24 protein-coding genes and 3 tRNA genes are annotated in these 25,035 nt (G+C 55.0%); 20 read left to right on the plus strand and 7 right to left on the minus strand.

From position 1 onward, the window contains the following. The first annotated feature begins 99 nt into the window (after positions 1–99). From DWB63_RS06280 to DWB63_RS06290, 3 genes are read left to right on the plus strand one after another with little or no spacing between them, the layout of a single operon-like run. The gene (locus DWB63_RS06280) at positions 100–1,437 is read left to right on the plus strand and encodes a TolC family protein (protein ID WP_241648661.1); all 1,338 of its coding nucleotides are present in this window, start codon (positions 100–102) and stop codon (positions 1,435–1,437) included. 43 nt (positions 1,438–1,480) lie between these two features. Then, positions 1,481–1,648: a dual CXXC motif small (seleno)protein gene (locus DWB63_RS17515; RefSeq protein WP_277749739.1), complete on the plus strand. Its 168-nt coding sequence runs from the start codon at positions 1,481–1,483 to the stop codon at positions 1,646–1,648. Between the two features lie 19 nt (positions 1,649–1,667). After that, positions 1,668–2,582: a lytic murein transglycosylase gene (locus DWB63_RS06290; RefSeq protein ID WP_241648662.1), complete on the plus strand. Its 915-nt coding sequence runs from the start codon at positions 1,668–1,670 to the stop codon at positions 2,580–2,582. A 5-nt stretch (positions 2,583–2,587) separates the two neighbouring features. Here the strand turns inward: DWB63_RS06290 and DWB63_RS06295 are convergent, their stop codons facing one another. Continuing rightward, positions 2,588–3,697 carry a glycosyltransferase family 4 protein gene (locus DWB63_RS06295; RefSeq protein ID WP_128327970.1) on the minus strand — a complete coding sequence of 370 codons (1,110 nt, stop codon included), beginning with the start codon at positions 3,695–3,697 and terminating at the stop codon, positions 2,588–2,590. Positions 3,698–3,796: 99 nt separating this feature from the next. Between DWB63_RS06295 and DWB63_RS06300 the strand changes: the two genes are divergently transcribed. The 5 genes from DWB63_RS06300 (at position 3,797) to DWB63_RS06320 (ending at position 10,396) form a co-directional block, all read left to right on the plus strand. After that, a complete protein-coding gene (locus DWB63_RS06300; RefSeq protein WP_241648663.1) occupies positions 3,797–4,630 on the plus strand; it encodes a glycosyltransferase family A protein in 834 nt (277 codons plus the stop codon). Positions 4,631–4,708: 78 nt separating this feature from the next. Then, positions 4,709–7,366: a tetratricopeptide repeat protein gene (locus DWB63_RS06305; RefSeq protein ID WP_128327972.1), complete on the plus strand. Its 2,658-nt coding sequence runs from the start codon at positions 4,709–4,711 to the stop codon at positions 7,364–7,366. 82 nt (positions 7,367–7,448) lie between these two features. Continuing rightward, positions 7,449–8,195 carry a 2,3-diphosphoglycerate-dependent phosphoglycerate mutase gene (gpmA, locus tag DWB63_RS06310; RefSeq protein ID WP_128327973.1) on the plus strand — a complete coding sequence of 249 codons (747 nt, stop codon included), beginning with the start codon at positions 7,449–7,451 and terminating at the stop codon, positions 8,193–8,195. Between the two features lie 12 nt (positions 8,196–8,207). Further along, on the plus strand, positions 8,208–9,305 hold the full coding sequence (gene mutY / locus DWB63_RS06315; RefSeq protein ID WP_128327974.1) for an A/G-specific adenine glycosylase: 1,098 nt from the start codon (positions 8,208–8,210) through the stop codon (positions 9,303–9,305). 101 nt (positions 9,306–9,406) lie between these two features. Beyond that, the gene (locus DWB63_RS06320; RefSeq protein ID WP_128327975.1) at positions 9,407–10,396 is read left to right on the plus strand and encodes a hypothetical protein; all 990 of its coding nucleotides are present in this window, start codon (positions 9,407–9,409) and stop codon (positions 10,394–10,396) included. A 152-nt stretch (positions 10,397–10,548) separates the two neighbouring features. Here the strand turns inward: DWB63_RS06320 and DWB63_RS06325 are convergent, their stop codons facing one another. After that, on the minus strand, positions 10,549–12,066 hold the full coding sequence (locus tag DWB63_RS06325; protein WP_128327976.1) for an NFACT RNA binding domain-containing protein: 1,518 nt from the start codon (positions 12,064–12,066) through the stop codon (positions 10,549–10,551). 30 nt (positions 12,067–12,096) lie between these two features. After that, on the minus strand, positions 12,097–12,459 hold the full coding sequence (dksA, locus tag DWB63_RS06330; protein WP_128327977.1) for an RNA polymerase-binding protein DksA: 363 nt from the start codon (positions 12,457–12,459) through the stop codon (positions 12,097–12,099). A 223-nt stretch (positions 12,460–12,682) separates the two neighbouring features. Between dksA and DWB63_RS06335 the strand changes: the two genes are divergently transcribed. The 4 genes from DWB63_RS06335 to DWB63_RS06350 all read left to right on the plus strand — a co-directional run bounded on the left by DWB63_RS06335 (position 12,683) and on the right by DWB63_RS06350 (position 14,131). Then, positions 12,683–12,757: transfer RNA gene (locus tag DWB63_RS06335), tRNA-Gly, on the plus strand. Positions 12,758–12,763: 6 nt separating this feature from the next. Further along, positions 12,764–12,838 (plus strand) — tRNA-Cys (locus DWB63_RS06340). 4 nt (positions 12,839–12,842) lie between these two features. Then, positions 12,843–12,917 (plus strand) — tRNA-Gly (locus DWB63_RS06345). A 191-nt stretch (positions 12,918–13,108) separates the two neighbouring features. Beyond that, entirely contained in the window at positions 13,109–14,131 is a 1,023-nt protein-coding gene (locus DWB63_RS06350; protein WP_128327978.1) for a hypothetical protein, read from the plus strand. 51 nt (positions 14,132–14,182) lie between these two features. Here the strand turns inward: DWB63_RS06350 and DWB63_RS06355 are convergent, their stop codons facing one another. After that, the gene (locus DWB63_RS06355; protein WP_128327979.1) at positions 14,183–15,049 is read right to left on the minus strand and encodes a DMT family transporter; all 867 of its coding nucleotides are present in this window, start codon (positions 15,047–15,049) and stop codon (positions 14,183–14,185) included. A 170-nt stretch (positions 15,050–15,219) separates the two neighbouring features. On the opposite strand from DWB63_RS06355, the gene DWB63_RS06360 reads away from it, so the two are divergent. The 6 genes from DWB63_RS06360 to leuB all read left to right on the plus strand — a co-directional run bounded on the left by DWB63_RS06360 (position 15,220) and on the right by leuB (position 21,332). Next, positions 15,220–15,867 (plus strand): phosphatidylserine decarboxylase family protein, encoded by a 648-nt coding sequence (locus DWB63_RS06360; protein WP_128327980.1) that lies wholly within the window; start codon positions 15,220–15,222, stop codon positions 15,865–15,867. 28 nt (positions 15,868–15,895) lie between these two features. After that, positions 15,896–16,666, plus strand: coding sequence for a CDP-diacylglycerol--serine O-phosphatidyltransferase (gene pssA, locus DWB63_RS06365; RefSeq protein WP_128327981.1), 771 nt, complete (start codon positions 15,896–15,898; stop codon positions 16,664–16,666). A 140-nt stretch (positions 16,667–16,806) separates the two neighbouring features. Beyond that, positions 16,807–18,339 carry a 2-isopropylmalate synthase gene (locus tag DWB63_RS06370; protein ID WP_128327982.1) on the plus strand — a complete coding sequence of 511 codons (1,533 nt, stop codon included), beginning with the start codon at positions 16,807–16,809 and terminating at the stop codon, positions 18,337–18,339. A gap of 3 nt (positions 18,340–18,342) precedes the next feature. Further along, positions 18,343–19,602 (plus strand): 3-isopropylmalate dehydratase large subunit, encoded by a 1,260-nt coding sequence (leuC, locus tag DWB63_RS06375; protein WP_128327983.1) that lies wholly within the window; start codon positions 18,343–18,345, stop codon positions 19,600–19,602. 12 nt (positions 19,603–19,614) lie between these two features. Next, on the plus strand, positions 19,615–20,106 hold the full coding sequence (locus DWB63_RS06380) for a 3-isopropylmalate dehydratase small subunit (RefSeq protein WP_128327984.1): 492 nt from the start codon (positions 19,615–19,617) through the stop codon (positions 20,104–20,106). Positions 20,107–20,264: 158 nt separating this feature from the next. Then, positions 20,265–21,332 (plus strand): 3-isopropylmalate dehydrogenase, encoded by a 1,068-nt coding sequence (gene leuB, locus DWB63_RS06385; protein ID WP_206613141.1) that lies wholly within the window; start codon positions 20,265–20,267, stop codon positions 21,330–21,332. Between the two features lie 69 nt (positions 21,333–21,401). Here leuB and DWB63_RS06390 read toward each other — a convergent pair whose 3' ends face one another. The 3 genes from DWB63_RS06390 to DWB63_RS06400 form a co-directional block, all read right to left on the minus strand. Then, on the minus strand, positions 21,402–21,848 hold the full coding sequence (locus DWB63_RS06390) for a hypothetical protein (RefSeq protein WP_128327986.1): 447 nt from the start codon (positions 21,846–21,848) through the stop codon (positions 21,402–21,404). Further along, on the minus strand, positions 21,845–22,090 hold the full coding sequence (locus DWB63_RS06395; RefSeq protein ID WP_128327987.1) for a hypothetical protein: 246 nt from the start codon (positions 22,088–22,090) through the stop codon (positions 21,845–21,847). Before DWB63_RS06395 ends, DWB63_RS06390 begins: the two co-directional genes overlap by 4 nt. A 106-nt stretch (positions 22,091–22,196) precedes the next feature. Beyond that, a complete protein-coding gene (locus DWB63_RS06400; protein ID WP_128327988.1) occupies positions 22,197–22,463 on the minus strand; it encodes a GIY-YIG nuclease family protein in 267 nt (88 codons plus the stop codon). 100 nt (positions 22,464–22,563) lie between these two features. On the opposite strand from DWB63_RS06400, the gene DWB63_RS06405 reads away from it, so the two are divergent. Together DWB63_RS06405 and DWB63_RS06410 are read left to right on the plus strand one after the other, a co-directional pair. Then, positions 22,564–24,540, plus strand: a complete 1,977-nt coding sequence (locus DWB63_RS06405) for an ABC-F family ATP-binding cassette domain-containing protein (protein ID WP_128327989.1) — start codon at positions 22,564–22,566, stop codon at positions 24,538–24,540. Then, the gene (locus tag DWB63_RS06410; RefSeq protein WP_128327990.1) at positions 24,537–24,923 is read left to right on the plus strand and encodes a (deoxy)nucleoside triphosphate pyrophosphohydrolase; all 387 of its coding nucleotides are present in this window, start codon (positions 24,537–24,539) and stop codon (positions 24,921–24,923) included. The genes DWB63_RS06405 and DWB63_RS06410 overlap by 4 nt, the downstream gene beginning before the upstream one ends. The last annotated feature ends 112 nt before the right edge of the window (positions 24,924–25,035 follow it).

Genomic DNA, 25,035 nt, shown 5'->3' on the forward strand with positions numbered 1-25,035 from the left:
TGGTAGTGAAGTAGGTTATTAATTGTTGTTGATTCAACTGGACTCAGAATACACAAGCAGGAATTCACTATGAACCGTAAACGGTTTTCTTTGTTGGTATTGATTGTAGTAAGCCTTTTGGCCACTGCCGGACTTGCCTATGCTCAGGATGCTGATCCTGCCATGAATGCCGGAGATGATGCGACGCCCTCCATTTCCGGTCCCTTTGATCTTGAACGGAGCGTGCAGCGGGCGTTGGAGTTTAATCCGAGCATGACTGCCATCCGTGCCCAATTGAAAGGGGCGGGGTATGGTACCCGTTCGGCCTTGGGCAGCTTTGGTCCGGCTCTTGGCGGCAGCTATGGTTATACGTATTATGACCGTGAATACACATACAGCGGCAAAGAGAATGATTGGGTCGGATCGGTCAATCTCACCCAGCCGGTGTTCAAGGGATTCAATCTTCTGGCCACTTGGCAGAAGGCCTCGTTGAACGAGGAGTCCACCGAGGCTTCTCTGACGAATGTGGAACTTTCCCTGGTCGAAAGTGTCCAATCCAATTTTCTGTCCCTGCTCAAGGCTCGGATGGACGTGAAGAGCGCCGAGGATTCCGTGGCGCGTCTCGAATCCCAGCTCAAGGTAACCAGTGCGTTTTATGAAGTCGGCCTGCGGCCCAAGTCCGAGGTTCTGGATGCCGAGGTTGATCTGGCCACTTCCAAGCAGGATCTCCTCAAGGCTCAAAACAACGTTTCCACTCAGGAGGCGCAGCTCAATACCCTGTTGAATATCCCCATCGAAACTCCTGTGGAGTACATCGGTGAGTTGAAGTATGTTCCGTTCTCCCTGGGACTCAAAGATTGTCTGACCCGTGCATACGCCCACCGTCCCGACCTGCTCATCGGTCAGAAGAGCGTGGAAATTTCCCAGAAAGATGTCACCATTGCTCAAAGCAGTTTCTATCCTTCGGTCGACGCTACATGGGACTATGTCAATAGAGGTGATGATCCCGGCCTGGGCGGTGGCGGTTCATACTCTCATAGACAAAGCGAATACTGGACTGCCGGCGTCAGTGCTTCCATGACCCTTTTTGAATGGGGTCACGATTACTACGATACCAAGCAGTATGAAGAGACGGTGAAGCAGTTGGAAGCGGAGTTGGAAAATACCCGGCTCAATGCGGGTTTTGAAGTGAAGCGTTCGCTCTTGAATATCCAGGAAGCCGCTGACCGTATCACCGTGGCAGACAAGTCCGTGGCTGCAGCCGAAGAGGCATACCGCATGGCTGTTGCGCGGTATCAGGCCCAGGTCGGCACGAACACCGACGTTCTCAACGCACAGGAGCGGTTGACCGCCAGCGAGGCGCAGCTGTCTCAGGCCATGGCCGACTACGGCACTGCTGTTTCAGCATTGTATGTTGCCATGGGTGAGAAGAATCTCGGGTTGAAAGAAGCCAAGTAGAATCATGTTCTCCCACCGTAAGCGTTCTTGGCAAGCCCGGGGCATGGAATGTGCCCAGTGCGGGCTGGATTTGACTGCACACCGGGGATGTCGGGAAGTGGTTCTCCGATGTCCGTCCTGCGGGGCAGCTTATGATCTCAGGGAGTACTCGGCCGAAATGGACGATGACTTCGAGGAGGAAATGGGTTTTGTTCCCATGGACCGAATTTGACGCACTCTCAATCAGGCGCATGATACGCGCGGCCATCGTTACTTCGTTGGCCGCCGTTTTTGTATGCACCGCATTGCTTGGTTCTCCTGGTTGTGCCGATACCTTGTGGCAGCCTCTGGTTGACCAGCTTGTGAAAGACGGGTTTGATCGTCGGAGGGTAGCCTACCTATTTTCCAGTCCCGATCTGGAGTTCGCTCCGACCATCATGGCCCGAAAGATGAATGTGTTGCTCAACACGAAACTGTCCACTCGTGAGCCCGGTCCGTCAGCGGAACCTGAAGTCATGGATCAATATCTCAATCCGCTTCTCATTGCCGGAGCCTATGCGTTTTATCGTGAGCATCGTGCGGATATGACCTTGATCCACGAGCAGTATGGTGTGCCGGGCGAGGTGTTGACTGCGTTGATGCTGCTTGAGACCCGTCTCGGAATGAGCGTCGGCAGTAATAACGGATTCACCATTTTGGCTTCCATGGCCTTGTCTCGTGATTTTGCACTTATCAAACCATACATCGAACGTTCCGACATCTCTGATGAGGATATGCAATGGTTGATCAAGCGTACGGAGCAGAAGGGAAATTGGGCTTATGAAGAACTCAAGGCCCTGATGCGATATGCCCAGGCCAATGGTCAGGATCCGCTCACCATACCCAGTTCGGTTTACGGAGCTATCGGGCTGTGCCAGTTCATGCCGACCAGCGTCGAACATTATGGCAGGGATGGTTCAGGGGACGGGCGTATAGACCTGTTTGAAACACGAGATGCCTTGTACAGCATGGCCAACTTCGTTGCTAGTCATGGTTGGAAGGATTCGTTGAGCCATGAGGAAAAGCTCAGGGTTATCTACCGCTATAACCATTCGGAAAGTTACGCCATGACCATCCTGGCCGTAGCGGAGAAGATTAGAAAAACCAAAGAATTGTTCGGAGGGTGATGAGCTCAGTCTTCGTCGAGCAGACTTTGGTAGAGGTTCAGTGTCCGCTTGAGGAATTCATCCAGAGTCAGTTGCGACATGGTTCGTTTCTGGTTCACGAGCACTTCTTTCAGCAAATCGGGTTGCCGTGCCACCATGCCGATGGTTCGGGCCAGTCCTTGGATGTCTTTGGGCTTGGTCAAGAGCGCAGGGCTGACCAGATCGGGCATGACGCCTACGTCGGTGGAGACCAGAGGGCGTTCCGCTGCCATGATTTCCAGAGCGGACCGGGCAATGGTCTCTGACCAGAGTGAGGCCACCACGCCGATATCAAGGGCACTGATACAGGCTCCGACATCGTCGCGCCTGCCGCTGATCCGGGTGATGTCTTCAATGCCGGCTTCTTTGATGTGTGCCTGGATTTGCTCGCTGGTCATAGCCGTATCAAATCCGATTAGAAACAGGTGGATGTTGCTCATGCCGTCTTTGTGCAGACGGGCTATGGCCTCAATGGTTTCCTTGTGTCCCTTAACCCGGTCGAATCGACCGAGCAGGCCGACGACCAAGTCATCGGGTTTGAAGCCGAACTCGTTTCTGACCCGATCCCGACCAGCCTGGTCAAAGCAGAATCTTGACGTGTCCACACCGCCGTGGATGAGCCATAATCCGTGACCGGGGGTGCGCATTTTTTCCAGGAAATAGTCGGCCATGCGGCGGTTGGTAACCACTACTGCGTCCGCTACGCCTGCGTGGAGCCAGCGGTTGATGGCATCGCTCCGGGGGGGGCGCTGGTCGCCTCGGGTGCGCACCAGCCTGAATCCGAAGCCGGCAAGCTTGAGCAGACCCCAGAGAAAGAAGCCTTCGCCCCGGTGGGAGTTGACGATCTGAGGGCGGTGCTTCCGCAGGAGTTGTATGATATGCTTGGTCGCGCTAAGAAAGCGCACGGGGTTGGTCGTGTTCAGATCGACGGCAACGGTCGATAACCCGGCATCCTTGGCTGCCTTTTCCGCTTGGGTCCCCGCCAGGGTCAGGACTGTGACGTCATGGCCCGCATTGGCCAGGAGGCGGCTCAGGGTGATGGCGTACCATGCGGTGGCGTTGTACCAGCGGACATTGATGACTTGAAATATTCTCATTAATTGCGCCTAGGTGGACTGTTGGATACACAACATGACAGTTCAAGCCGGGGAACGCAAGGGCTTAAATATATGGAACACAGTTTGGTATCAATAATCATGCCCACATACAACAGGGCAGAGTTCATCGGCAAGGCGTTGGATTCGGTGCTGGTTCAGACATACAGGAATTGGGAATGCCGGATCATCGATGATGGTTCCACCGACAATACCCGGGAGGTTCTGGCCCGGTATGACGATCCGCGCATTTATTATCAATTTCAAGAAAACCAGGGCGTTTCCGGGGCGCGCAACACGGGCATCGCCGAAAGCATGGGTACGGTCTTTGCCTTGCTTGATTCAGACGACGAGTGGCTGCCGCACAAGCTCGAAACACAACTGAAGTACATGTACGACAACAGATACGAAATCTGCCAGACTGAAGAAATATGGTTTCGAGGTGGCAAACGGGTCAATCAACCCGCCAAGTACGCCAAACCCGAAGGGTGGTTTTTTGAAGCGTCACTGGAAATGTGTCTGATCAGTCCGTCCTGCACCATGTTTACCCGCAAGGCATGGGAGTTGATGGGGCCGTTCGACGTCAGTCTGCCGTCGTGTGAAGACTATGACATGTGGTTGCGGGCCTGCCTGCACCTTCCTGTGGGGTTGGTCAGGGAACCTTTGACCCTCAAACATGGCGGCAGGCCGGATCAGTTGTCCGTAGCTGTGCCTTGTGCGGACCTGCACCGCATCCGTGCGCTGGTAAAAATCCTGCAAAGTCGAAAACTTGACGACATGCAGCAGGCAGCCGCCCTGAATGCGTTGGAGACAAAGGTTGCCATTTATATGCAAGGGTGTGAAAAGAGGGGGAAAAGTGCAGAAGCAGATCGTGTTTGGAATCTGTTTTGCAAGGTGAGGGACGGGAAAGATATTCCCCTGAATACATTGTGTTAGCGCATACAGGTGGTGAACAATCCCCCTGTATGCTTCATTGTTGACGAATAATGCCTGTCTGGGGCTTGAGGTGGACACGTGCCGGCAATTGCCAAACTCATAGATAAGCTTCCCGAAATAAAACAGTCGAGGCTGGTTGCCTCGGGGTTCGGCATCTGGGTGGCCTGGAAAGGCGAGTTGCACAACTCCATTGACAACACGCTTCAGGAATACGGTGCCTTGTGCGTGGCCCGAGATACGGACCAGGCGTTGTGGTATTGCAACACGGCAGAGGTGTTCCGCGCCATAGCGCGGTTGCAGGTATGGGCGCGCGTCAATCCCATGCAGGTGTTTTGCCAGCTTGTTCCACTGACTTTCCTGGTTGGGTACGACCTCGAATATACCGTTTCCCTTTCCGTTGAGTTGGACCGCCAGAATACGGGAACCCCAAGCGGTTTCGAGGTTGTTGTTCATCCGAAGCTCAAGGATGAAATCAAATCCGTACAAGGGTTGACCACTGAACCTCTGGGCGGGGTCGAGGGGCTTGCAAATGTGGAGTGGTTGCGGCTGGTGGCCGATCAGGCACTGGACTATGAATCTTTCAGGAAATGGTATTTCATAATCAAGCCGTTGGGAAGGATGTCCGACAAGGAGAGCATCCTTGGCTGGCGGGATTTTTCGGCCGACATCATCGAATTGCTTCAGAAGCTCGGACTCAAATATATATCCGACGTCAAGGAGGGAGCCCTCCTCTTTCCTTTGGATAATTTCCGTCTTCTTCGTTCATTTTCCATGGAAATCATGGGTTTGATAAAAGAGAACAAGGAGAATCCGGATAAGAAGAATTGGCCCATTGTCATGGTTGCCATGCCCCAGGGAAATCTCCATTTTACGGCGGATTTGTCGAAAAAGGTGGAGTTGGATTGGAACCGGATGAGTGCCGATTATCCTCATGTTCGCTTCATGGACGGATTTCTTCTGTCTCCGTGGTTTCGTATGAACGAAACCAGGTACGGCACGAACCAGGTTTCGTTGGATTCCTGGTGTACCATCAGTCTCAAGGAAGGCGAGGAGGGCATGGGGTATGGGACCATGCAGGTGGCCTTGCCCAACGCAATGGTGGGAGAGGACGGGGCTGAGTGTTTTTATTGTGGTCTGAAGAACCATTCGCCGAAGCAATGTCCATCCAAACACATCGCGACACTTCAGCCGCAAGTATGGAATCTTTTGGCCAGGGCCAACGTCCAGGATTTTTCCGAAGGTTTTGCCGGCATTGATGCGGATGTGAGCGCAGATAATTTCGTCACCGATATCGCCCGATTGATGGAGTCCAAGGACAGCCTCAAGAGCATCTTGGCCCGGGCTGTTTTCGAAATCAATTTCCCGGCCCAACTTCGGACCCAGAAACTCGTCTGGCGCAGTCGCAGCAAGGAGTGGGACGAAGGCTTCAAGCAGTTGGCCCCACAGGAAGGGGAGTCTATTTGGGATGCCTTGGCACTTATCGAGAATGGCGACCTGGAAAAGGCCGAGCACGTGCTCAAGGAAGCCCAGCTGAAATCTCCGAGAAGCTATCAACCCCACGCATTGTGGGGGTTCTGGCACATGGAGATGGGTGACAAAAATCAAGCCCTGTTTCATTGGCAGGAAGCCGAGCGGACCAGTTATACCCCGTTGCAGCAAGGTTGCATGGCTTATTTGCAGGCGCGGCTCATGGAAGTGGGGGGCGATTACAAGGATGCCATCAATCTCTACAAACACGCCAACACCCTTTCGCCGACATGGGTACAGCCTGTGTACCGGCAGGCCGTATGCATGGTGAAGATGGGTTTCTCCGGTCAGGCCATGGATATCCTTTTCGATCTCATCAGCCGTGATCCGCATGTTTTCAATCGGATTCTTGTTGATCCGGAGATGGACAGAGGCCGGGTGCAGCTCATGAACGCATTATGGGAGAAATGGGCTTCGGCTGAAGAGGCTGTGGAGAATACGCGGGCCGAAGTCGATCAGTTGACTGACGACATCTCCAAGCGTTTTGATGAAAATCATAATTATTTCGAGACGGCCAGCGAAGAACTGGATCGCCTCAAACAGCTCGGAACGACCTCCAACTATGTGGCATATTACCAACTTCTTCGGGGGGCGGAGAAATTTCAGGCCACTTTGAACCTGGAGGTCAAGCGGGAGATCAAGCGCATAAACAGCAATATCGAGCACCTGTCGGACCGTGTGCGCGACATACAGAAGGAGGCCGCCTGGTTTCCTTTCCCCAAATTGTTGCTTGAGTTCAACAAGGAATTCAATTTCTGTGTAGACAAGATCAACTGGATCAAGACGCAGCGCCTTCAGGAGGCGGACAATTTCCGCAAGTCACTACGGTTTGTCGAGGAGATAGGGGAGCATATAGACAGCCTTCAGAGTCGGCTGGTCACCCTGCGCATCATCCGGGATTCCACCTTGTTCGTCCTCATGCTGGGGCGGAACTTCATCTGGCTTGAAATCATTGGTCTTGGTCTGCTGCTCGTGGGGCTGCCGTCGCTGATATATTTTACCAGGGATATTCAGGGAAATTATTTTCTCGATATGATCAACGATCCCGGTCAACGTTGGGAGATTTCCAAGGGATTGGTCATCATTTTGAGCATTTGCTCCGTGGCGTTGGCTGCGGTCAAGAGTGCTCTTACATTCGACAAGCGCAAGCGTGAACTCTTCGACCAACTTGATGAAGAGATGCGCGGTACGGCTCCAAAACGATATTGATTCATTCCTTTTCCACCTTTTCAAGAACCGCTGTCTCGGGTTATGCTGCAAATCCATAAACCGGATTTGAAGCGGAGGCGTCATGCACAAGCTGGTATTGATACGGCACGGACAAAGCGAGTGGAACCTGGAGAACAGGTTCACCGGATGGACGGATGTGGATTTGACAGAGCAGGGGAAGCGCGAGGCTGTCCAAGGTGCGCGAATGCTCAAGGAAGAAGGTTTCGCCTTTGATGTCGTCCATACCTCTTTGTTGAAGCGGGCCATCCGCACACTTTGGCTCGTATTGGACGAGATGGATCTCATGTGGTTGCCGGTCTCCAACACCTGGCGGCTCAATGAGCGACACTACGGCGCGCTCCAAGGGTTGAACAAGGCCGAGACAGCCCGGAAATACGGAGATGACCAGGTATTCACCTGGCGGCGCAGTTATGACATTCCACCGCCGGAGCTTGAGCCGGATGACGAACGGTATCCTGGGTTGGACCCCAGATACAGCGATCTGACTCCGCAGGAACTGCCTCGTTGTGAAAGTCTCAAACTCACCATAGATCGTACCATGCCATACTGGTTCAATGTCGTTGTCCCTCAAATATCCAGCGGTTTGAGGGTGCTCATCGTGGCCCATGGAAACTCTCTTCGGGGGTTGGTCAAGTATCTCGACACGATGTCCGACGAGGAAATCACTGCTTTGAACATCCCCACGGGATTGCCGCTGGTCTATGAACTCAACGACGACCTGACGCCCATTCGGCATTACTACCTGGGGGATCAGGAGGCTGCGGCCAAGGCTGCCGAAGCGGTTGCGAATCAGGCCAAGGGCGGGTAAGAGAATCCCGGCATGAACGGGATATCATTCACTCGGCAACTGCTCGACTGGTACGACGCCAATGGTCGGAACCTGCCCTGGCGGCAGCGTCCGGAACCTTATGCTGTCTGGGTTTCCGAGATCATGGCCCAGCAGACCCAGATCGATCGTGTGGTGGATTACCATGCCCGGTGGATGCAGCGGTTTCCCGACATTCCGGCCCTTGCCAATGCCAGTGAAGATGAGGTTCTGAATCTGTGGGAAGGGCTTGGCTACTACACGCGCGCCCGGAACATGCACAAAACGGCCATACTCATTCAGGCCGAGTTTGGTGGAATATTCCCTTCGGATTTTGCGGATATCCGTTCCCTGCCCGGTGTGGGCGACTACACGGCCGGGGCTGTGGCCAGTATCGCCTTCGGGCAGTCCGAGCCAGCCGTGGATGCCAACGTACTCCGGGTGTTCGCCAGGCTCCTCGATGTGGCTGAGTCTGTCCGGGACAAGGCCGGACGCAACCCTATCGAAAAGCAGGTCAGACGACTTATCCCGGATGATCGGCCCGGAGACTTCAATCAGGCTGTCATGGAGCTGGGCGCTTTGGTGTGCCGCAAGAGCCCCCATTGCGGGAGATGTCCCGTTCAGGATCATTGTCAGGCATTGGGGGCAGGCACAGTGGCCCTCAGGCCGGTCCTGCCTGCCTCCAGAGAAATCCTTCGCATCAACATGGCCACGGGCGTGCTCGTGCATCAGGGGAGGATGCTCATTCAGAAGCGCAAGCCCGGCGATGTGTGGCCCGGTCTGTGGGAATTCCCCGGCGGGGGCATTGAGGAGGGGGAAACTCCTGAGCAGGCCGTGGTTCGCGAATTCATGGAAGAGGTGGAACTGACGGTCAGGCCTGTGGAGAAGATCACGGTGATCAAGTATAACTACACCCGTTATCGTGTGACCATGCATTGCTTTTTGTGCCGGGTGATCGGCAATGAGGCACAGCCTGTCTTCAACGAGGCAGTGGAAGGCGGTTTCATGGCTCCCGACGACTTGAAGAATTTTGCCTTTCCTTCCGGGCATCGAAAGCTGGCGGTGTTCATGCAGTCTGATGACCGATTTGCCTCTCTCTTCCCTGCTTTCTGATTATCTTTTAATTTCAAGCTGATGTGTTGATAGGCACACCATTTGCTTTCCTACGTGTGGAGGCCTTTGTTCAGGCCAAAATTTTGACGTAGGAGTGCTGCATGTCTTTTGGCAAGATCGGCGAATATGACGCCCTGAAATCCGTGCAAGGTGCAACCGGGACCGCTCCCGGCGTGCAGGGAGGTGCGCGTCTGGCGCATCTTCAAAGCGCTTTCGACAACCAGATGAACATGGCGCAGAATCTTTTTGGAGACGGGGCGGAGGATTACGGCGATGAGCCTTCTGCCGGCTCTTTCGACGTCTCCATGATCAATGATTCAAGGATGCTTGAAGCCTTGGCGACTATTTCCCGGCTGATGCGCAACGAATCCGGCCTGCAGCGTGGGCGGGCGAATGTTGATGGTCAACCGATGGAACGGGTCAGGGAGGCTTCGCCGCCCGGAAAGGCGTATCATGTTCCCGGAGAGCTGTCTGCCCGGTTTGAATCCGGCGAGGCCGGTGCAGGGGCTGTCGGATATGATCGGGTGGGCGGCACTTCCTATGGGAAGTATCAGATTGCTTCCAAGCCCGGCACCATGGATAGGTTCCTGACCTATCTCGACAAGGAGTCGCCCGAATGGGCAGACAGGCTGCGCAGTGCCGGACCGGCTGACACCGGTTCCGTGGAAGGCGGCATGCCCGCCGCATGGAAGGCCATTGCCGCAGAGAATCCCGCGAAGTTCGAGAAGGTTCAGCACGATTTCATTGCACAGGAAACGTATATGCCCGCCAGGGAAATGATCCTCAGACAGACGGGGCTGGATTTCGACAATGCGCCGTCCGCCCTACGTGAAGTGCTGTGGTCCACTTCGGTCCAGCACGGTCCCACGGGCGCTGCCAGGATTTTCAATAAGGTTATTGATCGTTTTGTAGGCGACGGGCAGGATGAGGATTTCAATTCCATGCTCATCAAGGGCGTCTATGATACCAGGAAAGGGCAGTTCGGGTCCTCTACCGAGCGGGTGCAGCAGAGCGTCGCCAACCGAATGGATACAGAGAAGCGACTTGCCCTGAATATGCTGGAAAACAGGACTCTCAACCGGATCGTTTAAAGCATCTAGCCGGAATAATGTGATATTATACCGGTAACAAGTCTTGTCTCAAGACGGTAATGCGCTCAGGGGAGACAACGGTTTGGTTCAGGAACAGGGGCATGGGGGAAACCATGCCTCTTTTTTTTTGTCCGTGGGGCTGTGGGGCAAAATCAGCTGAGCGCGTTTTCCAGGGCAGCATCAAGGTCCACGCGCAGGGTGCCGAGCTTGCGGTCCACGACCACCTGTCCGAGGTTGAATCCCTTGACCTTTCGTACGTCCTTGACCAGGGCGTACATGATGTCCGCTTTGCCGTCGTCCTTGCGGTAACTTTTCAGTCCGCACAGGATGGCGGCCTCGGTTAATGTGGTGTCCGGCACTTCCTGGCTCGGATGGTCACGTTTCAGGATGACGTGAGAGCTGGGACCGTCCTCGGCATGGAACCAGTAGTCGAAAGGACTGGCCGCCTTGCTCAGCATGTCGTGGTTGGCTTTCTTGTTCTTGCCCCGGATGATGGTGAAACCATCGGTGGAGCGGAACAGGGCCACGGCCAGCCCCCTGTACCGTTTGGGCAGGACTGTGGGGCCGTCCGCAGGAGGGGCGGTGTTCTGGGCTACGGCTGGGTGCACCTCGAGGGTGCCGTTTTCGGCCTGTTCGAGTTGCGCAAGCAGCAGGCGGCGACGGCGCTTGAGATGGGGGAATCCTCGTTGGGCCTTACTCGCCAGTTTGAAGTAATTCTCCATGTTCTCGGTGGGAGAAAGAAACGGATTGAGCGGTACCGTCATGCTCTCGTGTACCGGATGGATGACCGTAATCTCTTCAAGTCCCACGCTGTCCTTGAACCGGTAGAGTTCGGCCTGTAATGCCTCGGCCTTGATCTGTTCGGTCGAGAGTTGGGTCAGGCGGGCCTCTTCCTGGTCCAGGCGGGCCAGGCTCCGTTGGATTTTCTTTTTGCCACGCTTGAGGAGGGTGGCCTGAGGTTTGTCCTCTTCCATCTCAAGAAGGGGAAACAGCGTGCGTTCGCCGTAGGCGTTGGCTGCGTCCAGGGCCGAAGCAAAGCATTCTTCCTCTCCGCTGGCAGTCCAGGCCAGCGGTGGCGCCCAGCCGTCTTTGGTCCGAGGAAGGTGGAAGGTGCTGCTGCCGCCGGTGGCCACGGTGAAGTAGAGAGAATGCGCCTCGTCCTCGGGAAGTGCGCCGACGGCCTTGCGCAGCAGCGGCGAAATGTGCGGATAGCTGCGCCAGATGTCCGGGTCGTGCCGGACGTCTTCCAGGGCGGGCCATTCGGGCTGTTGTCCGAACCCCTGGTCCAAATCGTCGGCAAGGGTCATTCCTGTCCGGCAGTCGAGGACCAGGAATGTCTTGCCGTCAGGGTCGGTTCTGGGTGTCAACTCAAGAGCTAGGCGCAAGGATGGCCAGTCCTGGTGGACGGCCAGGATTTTGCGGTTTCTGAGCCGTTTGCGGAACCACATGGCCATGGCAGGAGCCGTCGCCGGATTGGCCGGTTTGACGGCGGATAAAAATAAATGGCCCGCCAATTTGGCGGGCCTGAAGAGCAGATGTAACGGCTCGCCCGTGTTCTGGATATTCAGGACCCAGGTTCCGGGCATGGGAGAGAAGACCTTGTCGATTCGGCGACCGGTCAGCGTAGACCCGAGTTCGGCGCAAAGGAAGCGGAAGAAATTGGCTTCCATGGCTGGCCCGGTAAGTGCGAAGGTCGGCGGCTAGTCGCCGCGAACGGCCTCGTCTTCTTCCTGTTTGCTCTTGCAGTTGATGCAGAGCGTGGTCATGGGTCTGGCTTTCAGGCGCGGAATGGCTATGTCATCGCCGCAATCCGTGCAAATGCCGAATTCGCCGTCTTCGATACGGTTGATGGCTTTCTGTATCTTTTTGATCAGTTTTCGTTCCCGGTCGCGCAGACGCAAGGTAAAGGCCCGATCGCTTTCAGCGGTCGCCCTGTCTGCGGGGTCGGCATACACTTCACCTGATTCCGTCATGTCTTCAATGGTAGCCTCGCTTTTCTTGAGGATATCATCGAGCATTCCGTTCAGGGTTTCCTTAAAGTACTTCAGATCATTCGTTTCCATATTACCTCCCCTCTGAGAGTGAACGTTCTGTTGAGGAGCTAAGGGTATAACCCCTTTTGTACTGAATTAAACCGCGTTGGTATACCAAAAAGGTTCTAAAAGTAAAGTCTTTCCATTAGGCTAAAAAAATCAAACAGTTCAAGTCGCTCGGAAAAGTGGAAAAAAAATAAAATCCGCTTGACAGCCAAACAGGGCACGGGTAAACAGTGGTTCGCTTTTGAGAGCGGGAATAACTCAGTGGTAGAGTGCAACCTTGCCAAGGTTGAAGTCGCGGGTTCAAATCCCGTTTCCCGCTCCAAATTATGGCGACATAGCCAAGTGGTAAGGCAGAGGTCTGCAAAACCTCCATTCTCCGGTTCAAATCCGGATGTCGCCTCCACTAAGCGGGAATAACTCAGTGGTAGAGTGCAACCTTGCCAAGGTTGAAGTCGCGAGTTCAAATCTCGTTTCCCGCTCCAGAGAATTAAGCCGACCTCATTGAGGTCGGCTTTTTTGGTATTTGTCCCGAATGCAATCCACTGGATGCCGGTATTGTGGGTGTTCTTAATAAAATACATTTTTCATGAGCATTTTGGCATGCGCGGTATAGTCCGTGCAGATGTGAACTCGACGGCAACATTTTCCCAACCGAGAACTCCGCCATACAATTATGAACAAGATAGACATCCAATACCGAAGCACGCAGGATTGCGGCACTTTCGCCACGGGGCTGACCTGGTCTCCTCTTGCGTCCGCGGGTATCCAGGCCAGGAATTTCACGGCAGCCATTCAGACTCTGGGAGCGGGTATCGCCCCGGATTTTTATTCGCCTGACAGTCTGGCGGTGATTGTGGAGCGGCTGTGCGATCCTGAAGAGCCGCTTTCCGACACGGGGCTGCTCAATGTTGCCGTGAAATATTTCTTCTCCTACGTGCACGAAGGCGCGCACAACGACCCCATTCCCTATGCGGAGTTGGCGGAGTTGTACGAGCAGTTCTCTCGGCATCAGAGCATGAATGAACCCACCGACAACATCGAGATCATGAATCGGCTCAGGATGTGGTCCTCCGTGTTGCGAGTGCTGGCGGATGCGCCTCGTGCGGCCCATGTCATGCGTGCGGTCATCGGCCGGGCGGACATGCGGCAGGGGGGAGGCGGCCCGTTCGTGGGTGTGGACATCGGAGCCGGTACCGGCATCATGCTTCTGGCCTTGCAGATATTGGCCAGACGCAATGGTTTTACCGACATCCAGACCTTGGGATACCAGACCGACCCCGTGTCCGGCGAGCGTACCCACGATCTCGTCCATTCCTTGGGGGCGGGCAGCGTCATGTTGGCTGATCCCACCAAGGAAAACGCCTATGGCATGGTGCGGGGGCGGACGGCCAACTATGTGGCCAACGAGGTCATGGCCGGGATACAGCAGTCGTTGTGTGCCGAAAACTGTTTCAACAAGTATAGGGCGTTCTTTGCTGCGGTGGGCGACAGCGTAAGTAATGCCATGTTCTTTCCTGAAGGGGTGATTGCGCACAGCGCCGCTACCCATGCTTCCGTGATTCTGGCCAGTGAGAACGGGTTCCAGCCGCCGATTGAATTCCTGGGCGACAAGTTCATTCCCCAGGGGTTGATACTGGAAGGCAAAGTTTTGCCTATGCACAAGCTGGGTAGGGATTTTTACCGTTATTTGACGTGATGCCAATTGAGATGAACATAAAGAAATCGGCCCGGATCATCCGGGCTTTTTTTATCCGAACAATCCGATTACGACTGCTCCGGCGGTCATGATGGCCGTGCCGAGGAGTCGGTAGCGTATGCCCTGTTCGCGAAAGAGGAGCCAGCCGTACAGGACCGAGAAGATGCCTGCCATGCGTTTGATGGTGATCATGTAGGCTGCCGTTACCATGGATATGGTCAGGTTGTGGCATATGAGTTCCAGGAAAAGAATGAGTCCCGCACCGAAACCGAGCAGGGGTTTACGAAGGATTGCCTTGAGGGAGGCCTTGCTGGTTACCACAAGGATGAGCGTCAGAAAGATACCGTATACGCAGAGCAGGACAGTTCCGGCGAACAGCGGGGAGGATTCGAGGATGATGACCTTGCCGCCTACGGAAGTCAGTCCGTAGAGGGCGGCCACGATCAGCATCATGACGGAACCGGGTTCATGCCAGATGGCTTTGAGGGGGCCGAGAAAACCGTTTCTCACGGCATCCAGATTGATGATGTACCCGCCCGCGACCACAAGAAGTATGCCTGTGATGCCATTGGAATTGATCTGTTCGTTCAGGATCAGATCGCCTGTGAACAACACGAAGACAGGGGTGAAGCTCAGGAACGGCAGGGTCAGTGACAGCGGGGATACGTGGATGGCCCTGAAATGGAGGACAATGGCTGCCATGATCAGGGGCAGGACCCATGCCAAGGTCGGGACGAATCCGGGGCCGATGGGCGGTATGTCGATGAAGAGCAGCGTGACCACGCAGAACGGCATGGCATAGATTATGGGAATGAGGGCTAAATCCCATGGCGAGACATCGGGGAAAAAGCGCTTCACGTATGCGGAATTCGTGGCCAGGAAAAAGGCGGCGCCCAGGGAGAGCAGAAACCAGATCATGAGTATTCTTTTACCGCACCATCGCTTCGGGCAGAGCGGTCAGGGAATGGTATGGGGTGGATCATGGTGTGGGCTATACCTCCTGTTCAATATAATGTAAAACTAACTTGCGATTTGCAAAGACCGGATGTAAGGACCGGTAAAGTTAAAGAAAAGGAGCCTGACGCGTCATGTTAAAACCGTCTGTCGGTATTGCCCTGGAAGGGCTGCCCTATATCATCATCGCTGCATTCACCACTCTGATCTTTGCCGTTATGGGGTTCTGGCCCGTGGCTCTGCTCGGACTGGGCGTCACCGCATTCATCGGTCATTTTTTCCGTGATCCCGAACGCGTCGGTCCTGAAGATGCCGAGGCGGTCTCCTCTCCGGCGGACGGCAAGGTCATCAAGGTCAGTCGCGAGACCGATCCGGTCACCGGCGACGTCCGGCAGGTCATTGCCATATTCATGAATGTCTTCAACGTACATGTGAACCGTATGCCGGTCAGCGGCAAGGTCGAGATCATACGCTATATCCCCGGCAAATTCTTCAACGCCTCCTTTGACAAGGCCAGCAAGGACAACGAGCGCAATATCGTGGTCGTCACCGGCAAAGGAAATCAGCGGTTCACCATGGTCCAGATCGCCGGTCTCATTGCCCGGCGCATCGTTTGCTGGGCGGAACCGGGTGATAAGCTCAAGCGCGGTGAGCGGTTTGGCCTGATCAAATTCGGTTCAAGAGTTGACCTTTACATCCCGGATGGCTATGTTCCAGTTGTCAGCGTTGGTCAGAAGGTCGTCGCTGGCGAAACCTCCCTGGCGGAAAAGCGTCCTGTCTGATCTGAGAAGGGTTCATTAACTAGTCGTTATGGTTGAAGGAAGTAATGTGACACGCCACAAAAGCGTCTATCTTCTGCCGAACATGCTGACCACGGCCAGCCTGTTTGTCGGTTTTCTGGGATTGATCCGGGCCATTGATGGAGACTATGCCTCCTGCGCCCTGTGCATCCTGGCGAGCTGCGTGTTCGACGGATTGGACGGCAAGGTCGCTCGTTTGACCAAAACCACCAGCGAATTCGGCGTCCAGCTTGATTCCCTGGCTGATTTGGTCGCGTTTGGCGTGGTTCCGGCTACCATGACATATCTGTGGCTCCTCAAGGATTTCGATCGCCTGGGCCTCATGGCCGCGTTCCTGTTCATGACCTGCGGCGCGCTCAGGCTTGCCCGGTTCAATGTCCAGGTAGCGTCTACATCAAAAAAGCATTTCGTAGGCCTGCCCATTCCCGCGGCAGCCTGCACGCTGGCGACGCTGGTGCTCTTCACCGAGTACATTCCCCAGGAATATATGCATTCGGTGGTTTCCATCGGCACCTTGGTGCTTGTCTATGTGTTGTCCTTCTTTATGGTCAGCACCATCCGCTTTTATTCCTTCAAGGAAATCAGTGCGTTCAAGGCTCATCCCTTCAGTTGGATGGTGACCGCGATTCTGCTTTTTTCCTTGGTCGCGTCCCGACCCAAGGTGCTCGGTTTCGTTATCTTCATGACCTATCTTCTTTCCGGGCCGCTCTACACCCTTTTCCTACTATCCCGTCGAAACAAACGACTACTAAGGGATAGCTCCAACGAAGAGCTAGGCTAGCTCTCTCTCATCCCATATTAGTACGTCGTACTGACCCTTATCGCCACGCACCCGATGTGGGTTTTCGCGTTTGGCGGTTGCATCCCTATTCGCAAACATTTATGAACAAATCCCATCAGGGGAATTATCCGGAGGATACCATGGCTGAAAGAGTGTATGTATTTGATACTACCTTGCGTGACGGCGAACAGTCTCCCGGCGCAACCATGAACCTGGATGAGAAAATCCGCATGGCACGCCAACTCGAAACCCTGGGTGTGGACATCATCGAAGCGGGTTTCCCAATTGCCAGTCAGGGTGATTTTGAAGCGGTACAGGCCATTGCCAAGGCTGTGGGCACAGTCCAGGTCGCGGGCTTGTGCCGTGCGGTGACCGGCGATATCGATCGCTGCTGGGAAGCCGTCAAGGAAGCGAAGAATCCGCGTATCCATACCTTCCTGGCCACCAGTGAAATTCACATGAAGCACAAACTGGGCAAGACCGCAGACGAAGTCATCGTCATGATTGACAAGGCGGTTCGCCATGCCCGGCAGTATACGGATAACGTGGAGTTCTCTGCCGAAGACGCTTCCCGTTCCGATTGGGATTTCCTGGTCAAGGTGGCCGAGGTGGCCATTGAGGCAGGGGCCAGTGTGGTCAATATTCCTGACACCGTGGGGTATACCCAGCCCTTTGAGTACTATGAGCTGATCAAGTATCTCATGAACAACGTGAAGAACATTGATAGGGCCATCCTCTCGGTTCATTGTCACAACGATCTCGGCTCCGCAGTGGCCAACAGCTTGGCCGCCGTGAAAGCGGGCGCCCGCCAGGTGGAGTGCACTGTTCTCGGCATCGGTGAGCGTGCAGGCAACGCGGCTCTTGAGGACCTGGTTATGGCCATCAATACCCGCAAGGAACTCTATGATGTGGAAACCGGTATTGATACCGAACAGTTGTTTCCGTCATGCCGTCGTCTCTCCCAGATCATCGGCATGCCCATTCCTCCCAACAAGGCCATCGTGGGCGCCAATGCCTTTGCCCATGAATCCGGCGTGCATCAGGACGGCGTTCTCAAGAACCGTTTGACCTACGAGATCATGACCCCGGCCTCCATAGGCAGAACGTCCAATGATATCGTCATAGGCAAGCATTCCGGTTCCCACGCGGTCAAGAACAAGGCTGAGGAATTGGGGTATGCCCTGGACGACAAACAGATTCAGTTGCTGTTCAAGGCGGTCAAGGACTTGGCCGATAAGAAGGAGCAGGTTTTTGACGAAGACGTCGAAGCGCTCATCCTGGAATCCGTATATCGCCGCAAGGACCGGTTCCGCTTGGTGGATATGTCCGTGTTTTCCGGTACCGGGGACGTGCCGCCTCATGCCGCCACGGTTATGGAGTTCGGAGCCGAAGGCGAGGCTGAAGTTAGGCGGACCAGTAATTTCGGGGAAGGTTCCATTGACGCGGTCTTTCAGTCCATCTACTCATTGGTGGGCGTATCGCCGAAACTGGAAATGTATTCGGTCAACGCCGTGACGGAAGGATCGGACGCCTTGGCCGGCGTGGCTGTGCGCATCGAGCACGATGGGGTCAAAGCCGTGGGGCGCGCCAATGATGGCGATGTGGTCAAGGCTAGCGCTTTGGCCATGATAAACGCACTCAATCGTTTGGAAAAAGCCAAAGAGGAGAAATAGATAATGGGTCAGACATTAGCAGAAAAGATTTTGCAGAAACACACGGACCAAGAGGTCACCGGTGCCGGACAGATCGTCCAATGCAAGGTGGACATGGTCCTGGCCAACGATATCACCGCTCCCCTGGCCATCAAATCCTTCAAGGCCATGGGCGCAAAAAAGGTGTTCGACCGGAATAAGGTCGCCCTGGTCTGTGATCATTTTACGCCCAACAAGGATATTGATTCGGCGGAACAGGTGAAGGTGGTTCGGGAATTTGCCGAGGAAATGGGTGTGACCCATTATTATGAATGCGGTGAAGTCGGAGTGGAACATGCGCTCCTGCCCGAGAAAGGCATTGTCGGTCCCGGTGATGTCGTGGTCGGCGCAGACTCCCATACATGCACCTACGGCGGCCTGGGCGCGTTCGCCACCGGCATGGGATCCACCGATATCGGTGCGGCCATGGCGCTGGGCGAGACCTGGTTCAAGGTCCCCCCGACCATCAGGGTGAACCTGACCGGCACGCCGAAGCAGTATGTCGGCGCAAAGGATTTTGTCCTGAACCAGATAGGGCAGCTCGGTGTTTCCGGTGCCTTGTACAAGGCGCTTGAGTACTCCGGCGAAGTCGTGGACAATATGTCCGTGGAAGGCCGTATGACCATTGCCAACATGGCCATCGAGGCGGGCGGCAAGGTCGGCCTGTTCCCGGTGGACGCCAAGACCATGGACTATGCGGCCAAGGCCGGCTTCTCCGGCGGCGAGGCGATGGTCGCTGACGCCGATGCCGTGTACGAGCGGGTATTGAACATCGACGTCACCGACATGGACCCGCAGGTGGCCTGTCCGCATCTGCCGGACAACGTCAAGCCCGTGGACGAGACTTCCGGCCTGAAGATCCATCAGGCGGTCATCGGCTCCTGTACAAATGGTCGCATCGAGGACTTGCGCGTTGCCGCTGCCATTCTGAAAGGACGCAAGGTCGATCCCAAGGTGCGCTGTATTATCCTGCCCGCCACTCCGGCCATCTGGAAGGCGTGCATGAAGGAAGGGCTGATGGAAATCTTCATGGATGCCGGTTGTATCGTCGGTCCCCCGACTTGCGGCCCTTGTCTGGGCGGCCACATGGGCATTCTGGCGGGAGGCGAGCGCGTCATTGCCACCACCAACCGCAACTTCAAGGGCCGTATGGGCTCTCTTGAATCTGAAGTTTTCCTTTCCAATCCGGCCGTGGCCGCTGCCAGCGCCATTGCCGGTGAGATCATCAACCCTGCCAAACTGTAGGAGGGAACTAGAATGAAAGTTACCGGAACCGCTCACAAAGTGGGCGACCATATAGATACCGACGCCATCATCCCGGCCCGTTTCCTTGTGACCACCGATTCCAAGGTGCTCGGCGAGAACTGCATGGAAGGGTTGGAGGCCGGATGGGTCAGCCGTGTGAAAGAAAACGACGTCATGGTTGGCGGCAAGAACTTCGGCTGTGGTTCGTCGCGCGAACATGCGCCCATATCCATCCTTGGAGCAGGAATCCCGGTCGTGCTGGCTCACAGCTTTGCCCGCATCTTTTATCGCAACGGCTTCAACATGGGTCTGGTGCTGCTCGAGATCGGCGATGATATCGAAAAATTAAACGATACTGATGAGATAGAGGTTGATACCGCCACGGGTACTGTCAGGAATCTGACCTCGGGCGTGACCATCCAGGCGGCGGCCGTGCCTCCGTTCATGCAGGAGATCCTGGATGCAGGCGGACTGGTCGAATACGCCAAGCGGAAGTTGGCTTAAACGGTAGACTTGAAACCGCTTTTGGCGCGGTATGGTCGAGGAGTCGCCTTGGCTTGACCGGCTTCCCCCGCGAAGCGGCAACAAAAGTTTTGGAGAGTCCGGCGAAGGCGAGCGCCGATAGGCACGCCCAGGGCATCTCACACCAATAGGAGATTTACATGAAGATTTGTGTACTGCCGGGTGACGGCATCGGTCAGGAAATCATAGCCCAGGCCCTGCGTGTGCTCGAGAAGGTGGGCGGCAAGTTCGGTCGTACCTTTGAAACCACGGAAGCGTTGATCGGCGGTTGCGCCATTGATGCCGAAGGCGTACCGCTGCCTGCCGACACCGTTGCCAAGTGCAAGGATTCCGATGCGGTGCTGCTCGGCGCCGTCGGTGGCCCCAAGTGGGACACCATCGATCCGGCCATTCGCCCGGAAAAGGGGCTGCTCGGCATTCGCAAGGAACTTGGGCTGTTCGCCAACCTGCGCCCGGCCAAGTTGTTCAAGGAACTGGCCGAAGCCTGTTACCTGCGCCCGGACATCGTGGCCAGGGGGTTGGATGTCATGGTCGTGCGCGAACTGACCGGCGGCATCTACTTCGGCGAGCCTCGTTTCGACGGCGAGAAGGACGGCGAGCGGTTCGGTTACAATACCATGACGTATTATGAGCATGAGATCCGCCGTATCGCCAAGGTTGCGTTCGAGGCCGCCAGAAAACGTTCCGGCCGTCTTTGTTCCGTGGACAAGGCCAATGTCCTGGATGTTTCCCGCGTCTGGCGCGAGATCGTCATCGACGAGCACAAGAATTATGCGGACGTCGAGCTTTCGCACATGTATGTGGACAATGCGGCCATGCAGTTGGTGCGCGATCCGTCCCAGTTCGACGTGATCGTCACCGGCAATCTGTTTGGTGATATCCTGTCTGACGAAGCGGCCGCCATCACCGGTTCCATCGGTATGTTGCCGTCCGCATCCCTGGGTGAATCCAACCCCGGCCTGTATGAACCCATTCACGGCTCTGCCCCGGATATTGCCGGTCAGAACAAGGCCAATCCTCTGGCCACCATCTTGTCCGTGGCCATGATGTTGCGTTATTCCTTCGACATGGTCGAAGAAGCGGATTGCATCGAACAGGCCGTGGAAAAGACCTTGGAGCAGGGATACCGCACAGGGGATATCCTCCAGCAAGGGTGCAAGCCCGTGGGTTGCGCGGAGATGACCGAAGCCGTATTGGCGAATATGTAAGTTTGATCAATTCATGTAAAACGGGCCGTGTCGCTTGGCGATACGGCCTGTTTTCATTATTCGGTTGGGCTACTTGGGGTTGTTGGCCTTGAGTGCCAATTTGCTGGTTTCGAGGTCGATGAAGCCGAGTGTCAGACATATGCTGAGGAAGTCCATTTTCATGACCTCCATTTTTTTGAGCGCCTGTTCATTCTGCTCCATGGTAATCATGCCCTGGGAAACAAGATAGCGGCTGACCTTGACGGTTGCATCCTCTTCTTCAAAGTCCAGGTCCTCGGCTGAGATGGTCTTGATGCCCTGGGATTTGTTCTTGAGGGTGGCCAGTTTTTGCTCCTTGTCGACAGCTTCCCTTTTCAATTCTCTTTTCTGGCTGACCATGAAATCATATCTGGCCTGTACTTCCTGTTGCTGACTTGTCAGTCTGTTTATGGTCGTAACCCTGTGTTGGGAAATCAGCCGGAAAATGACCAAAAACAGAAGAAGTATGAATCCGAGGATGAATCCTATGGTTGTCATTGCTGACCCCGTTCTTCCAGGATTTCTATCTGCTCATCGATTTCGTCGATTCTGATTCTGAGGTCGATGATCTGTTGTTCGAATATGTCGGATTTGGCCGTAAGCTGAGAGGTCAGGTTCCTGACTTCGTTTTGCTTCCGTTGTATGAGGTCCGCACTGTTGTGGTGGTGCAACACGAGTACCGCCACCAGGACGAAGGCGAACATGGCAAGGAGAAGATATATGGTGCTTACTTCTAACATGTCCAAGATAAAGAATTAAATTGTGTTTATCAGCGTTTGAAGAATCGGGATGATTACTTGCCGGGGCTCTGTTTGGCAAGTGAATGTGTGCATCAGATCGGCTTTGTCATAGTGCTGAAACAGGGATGTTTGACTGGATTCGGGAGATCTTTTTATCCTTGGGTAATTTCTTTACTTCGATTTCCAGTTTCAGGGCAGTGCTCTTGTCGGCTACTTCCGTGATGGCAGCCAGTATGACCGGACGACGGGAACGGGTGTATTTTGAAGCTGTCCCCGAGTTGTGCGCGTCCAGCCTTTTGTCTATATCGGTGGTAATGCCGCAGTACAGACTGTTGTCGGTGCATCGGAGCAGATAGACATACCATGGCTGCATGTCCAAAGTGTAGCCTGAAGCGGGAGCGCGGTCAAAACAGTTGCCAATCTTCTGCGCCCATTATATCTCCTATCGCAAGCAATAAAAGGGTATTATTTTCATGTCACGAATCACTGTTCAGAGTCTCGGGAAATCCTATGGCGGGGAAGCGGTTTTTTCTGATGTCGCTTTTGAAGTGACACCGGGAATGCGTCTTGCCCTGACCGGTCCCAATGGGTGTGGCAAGAGTACGCTGCTCAAAGTGTTGGCTGGTAGGATAGAGCCGGATGTGGGGCAGGTGACACTCTCCAAGGGGGCGCAGGTAGGGTATGTGGCTCAGGAAATGAAAGGTACGGTGCTCGAAGAGCAGTTGTTGTCCTGGGTCCTGTCAGCATTGCCGTCCTGGAAGGAATTCTGGAAGGCATGGGAAAAGGCCGTGGCGGACGGCGACGATGCCCGCATTGCAAAGCTCTCTCACCGTCAGGCGGAATTCGAGTCTTTGTACGGATACAACCCGGACCACAAGGCGCGGGCCATTCTGACGGGGTTGGGTTTTGACGACGACGAACTGTTGAAACAGATCGGTGAACTCTCCGGCGGTTGGAGGGAGAGGGCCAAGCTTGCACGGGTATTGTTGCAGGGGGCTGATGTCCTGTTGCTCGACGAGCCCACCAACCATCTCGATCTTGAAGCAGTGGAATGGCTTGAGGATTACCTCCTGAACTTTCGCGGGACACTGGCCTTTGTTGTGCATGATCGCATTTTTCTCAACCGGGTGGGAACCCACGTGTTGTTCCTCGGTGCGGGCAAGCCCGTATTGCGCAAGGGGTCCTTTGATGAATTCCTGATTTGGGATGAGGAAAATCGGGAGCAACGCCGCAAGGAAGCGGCCAAGCTTTCGGCCAGAATCGATACCGAGTACAAGTATATCAACAAGTTTCGGGTCAAGGCTCGCAAGGCGGCCCAAGCGCAGAGCAAGCTCAAGAAGGTGGTGAAGCTCGAGCAGGAGCTGAACCAGATAAAAGAGGCGCAGGCAGCGTCTCATCGGGGAAAGAGCCTGAATTTTCGTCTGCCCGAACCAAAACGCGGTGACAAGGTCCCGGTGGCGGCCGTTGACCTCGAATTTCATTATGAGGGTGGACATTCTGTCTGGTCCAAGCTCAATTTCCAGCTTTTTCGCGGTAAGAAGGTGGCTGTGGTTGCGCCCAACGGTGCCGGTAAATCCACCTTGCTCAAGCTCATCACCGGCGGACTTGCCCCGTCGGGCGGGCACGTCAAGATAGGGTCCGGTACCGATGTCGGCTACTTCAGCCAGCATCAGCACGAGATTCTCAATCTCGACAATTCGGTCATCTCCGAGATCCGTCGGCTTTCCGACCCCGGCCTGACCGAACAGCAGGTCATGAGCGTGCTTGGCCTGTTCCTGCTTGGCGAGCCGTTTTTCGAACGCAAGGTCAAGGGGTTGTCCGGCGGTGAAAAGAGCCGTTTGCTCCTGGCGACCCTGTTTCTGGCTCGGGCAAATCTTCTCATTCTCGACGAACCCACCAACCATCTGGACATCGAGACCCGCGAAGGCCTCATACGTGCCCTCCATGATTATGAGGGGACGTTGCTGTTCGTGGCCCATGACCGCTATCTGTTGAACGAGGTGGCCGAAGAGGTGTGGGCGCTGGATGAAAACGGAATAGTGCCGTATCTGGGCGGGTTCGAGGAATTTCATTCCAAGCAGAAGCAGGAGGAGGCGTGCCGGACCGGACTGGCATCCTGCAAGCCGGAGGAGGTGCTGGAGAAGCGAAAGCTCTCCAAGGAGGACAAACGCCGCCAGGCCGAGGAGCGCAACCGGCTGTACCGGCAGCTCAAGCCTTTGAAGAAGAAGTACGACAAGCTGGAGACGGACCTGGAGAAGGTCCTTGAAGACCAGGCCCGGCTGGAAGCCAAAATGAACGACCCCTTGACCTACGAAAGGCCGGAGGAGGCGCTCAAGATCAATGCGGATTACAAGGACGCTTCCGAGTGGGCTGAAACACTCATGGAGCAGATGGCCGTATTGGAGGAGCAGATGGAAGCGATCACCAGTTTGCAGGAAGAGGAAGCATGAAGCCTGTCCTGAACGTGGTTGCCGGTATCATCTGGAGGGGAACCGAGTACCTTGCCGTTGAACGCCCCGAGGGCGCGCGCATGGCCGGGTGGTGGGAATTTCCCGGTGGCAAGATCGAAGCGGGCGAGTCCCGTGACCAGGCCCTTGTTCGGGAATTTCAGGAGGAGCTGGGCATCACGCCTACGGAATTCGAGTACTGGCGGGATCTGGAACATGAATACGACGAGTTTGTCGTTCGGTTGTCTTTTTTTCATGTGCGTAAATATTCCGGTCAGTTACTGGGTCTTGAAAACCAACGAATGGCCTGGGTCGATCCTGCACAACCTCCCTCCCTCAGATACCTCCCCGCTGACATTGCCATAGTCGAAGCCCTTCATCGGTAGTTTTCCCTACTCTTTGCCCGGGAATCCCGGTATTTCTCCATTGAAGGTTGCGCCAAGAAGGAGTATGTAACTTCTCTTGCCCTTTCAGGGTCGTACTGCATATTTTGCTGAA

This window comes from Pseudodesulfovibrio sp. S3, from assembly GCF_004025585.1.
Lineage (GTDB): Bacteria > Desulfobacterota > Desulfovibrionia > Desulfovibrionales > Desulfovibrionaceae > Pseudodesulfovibrio.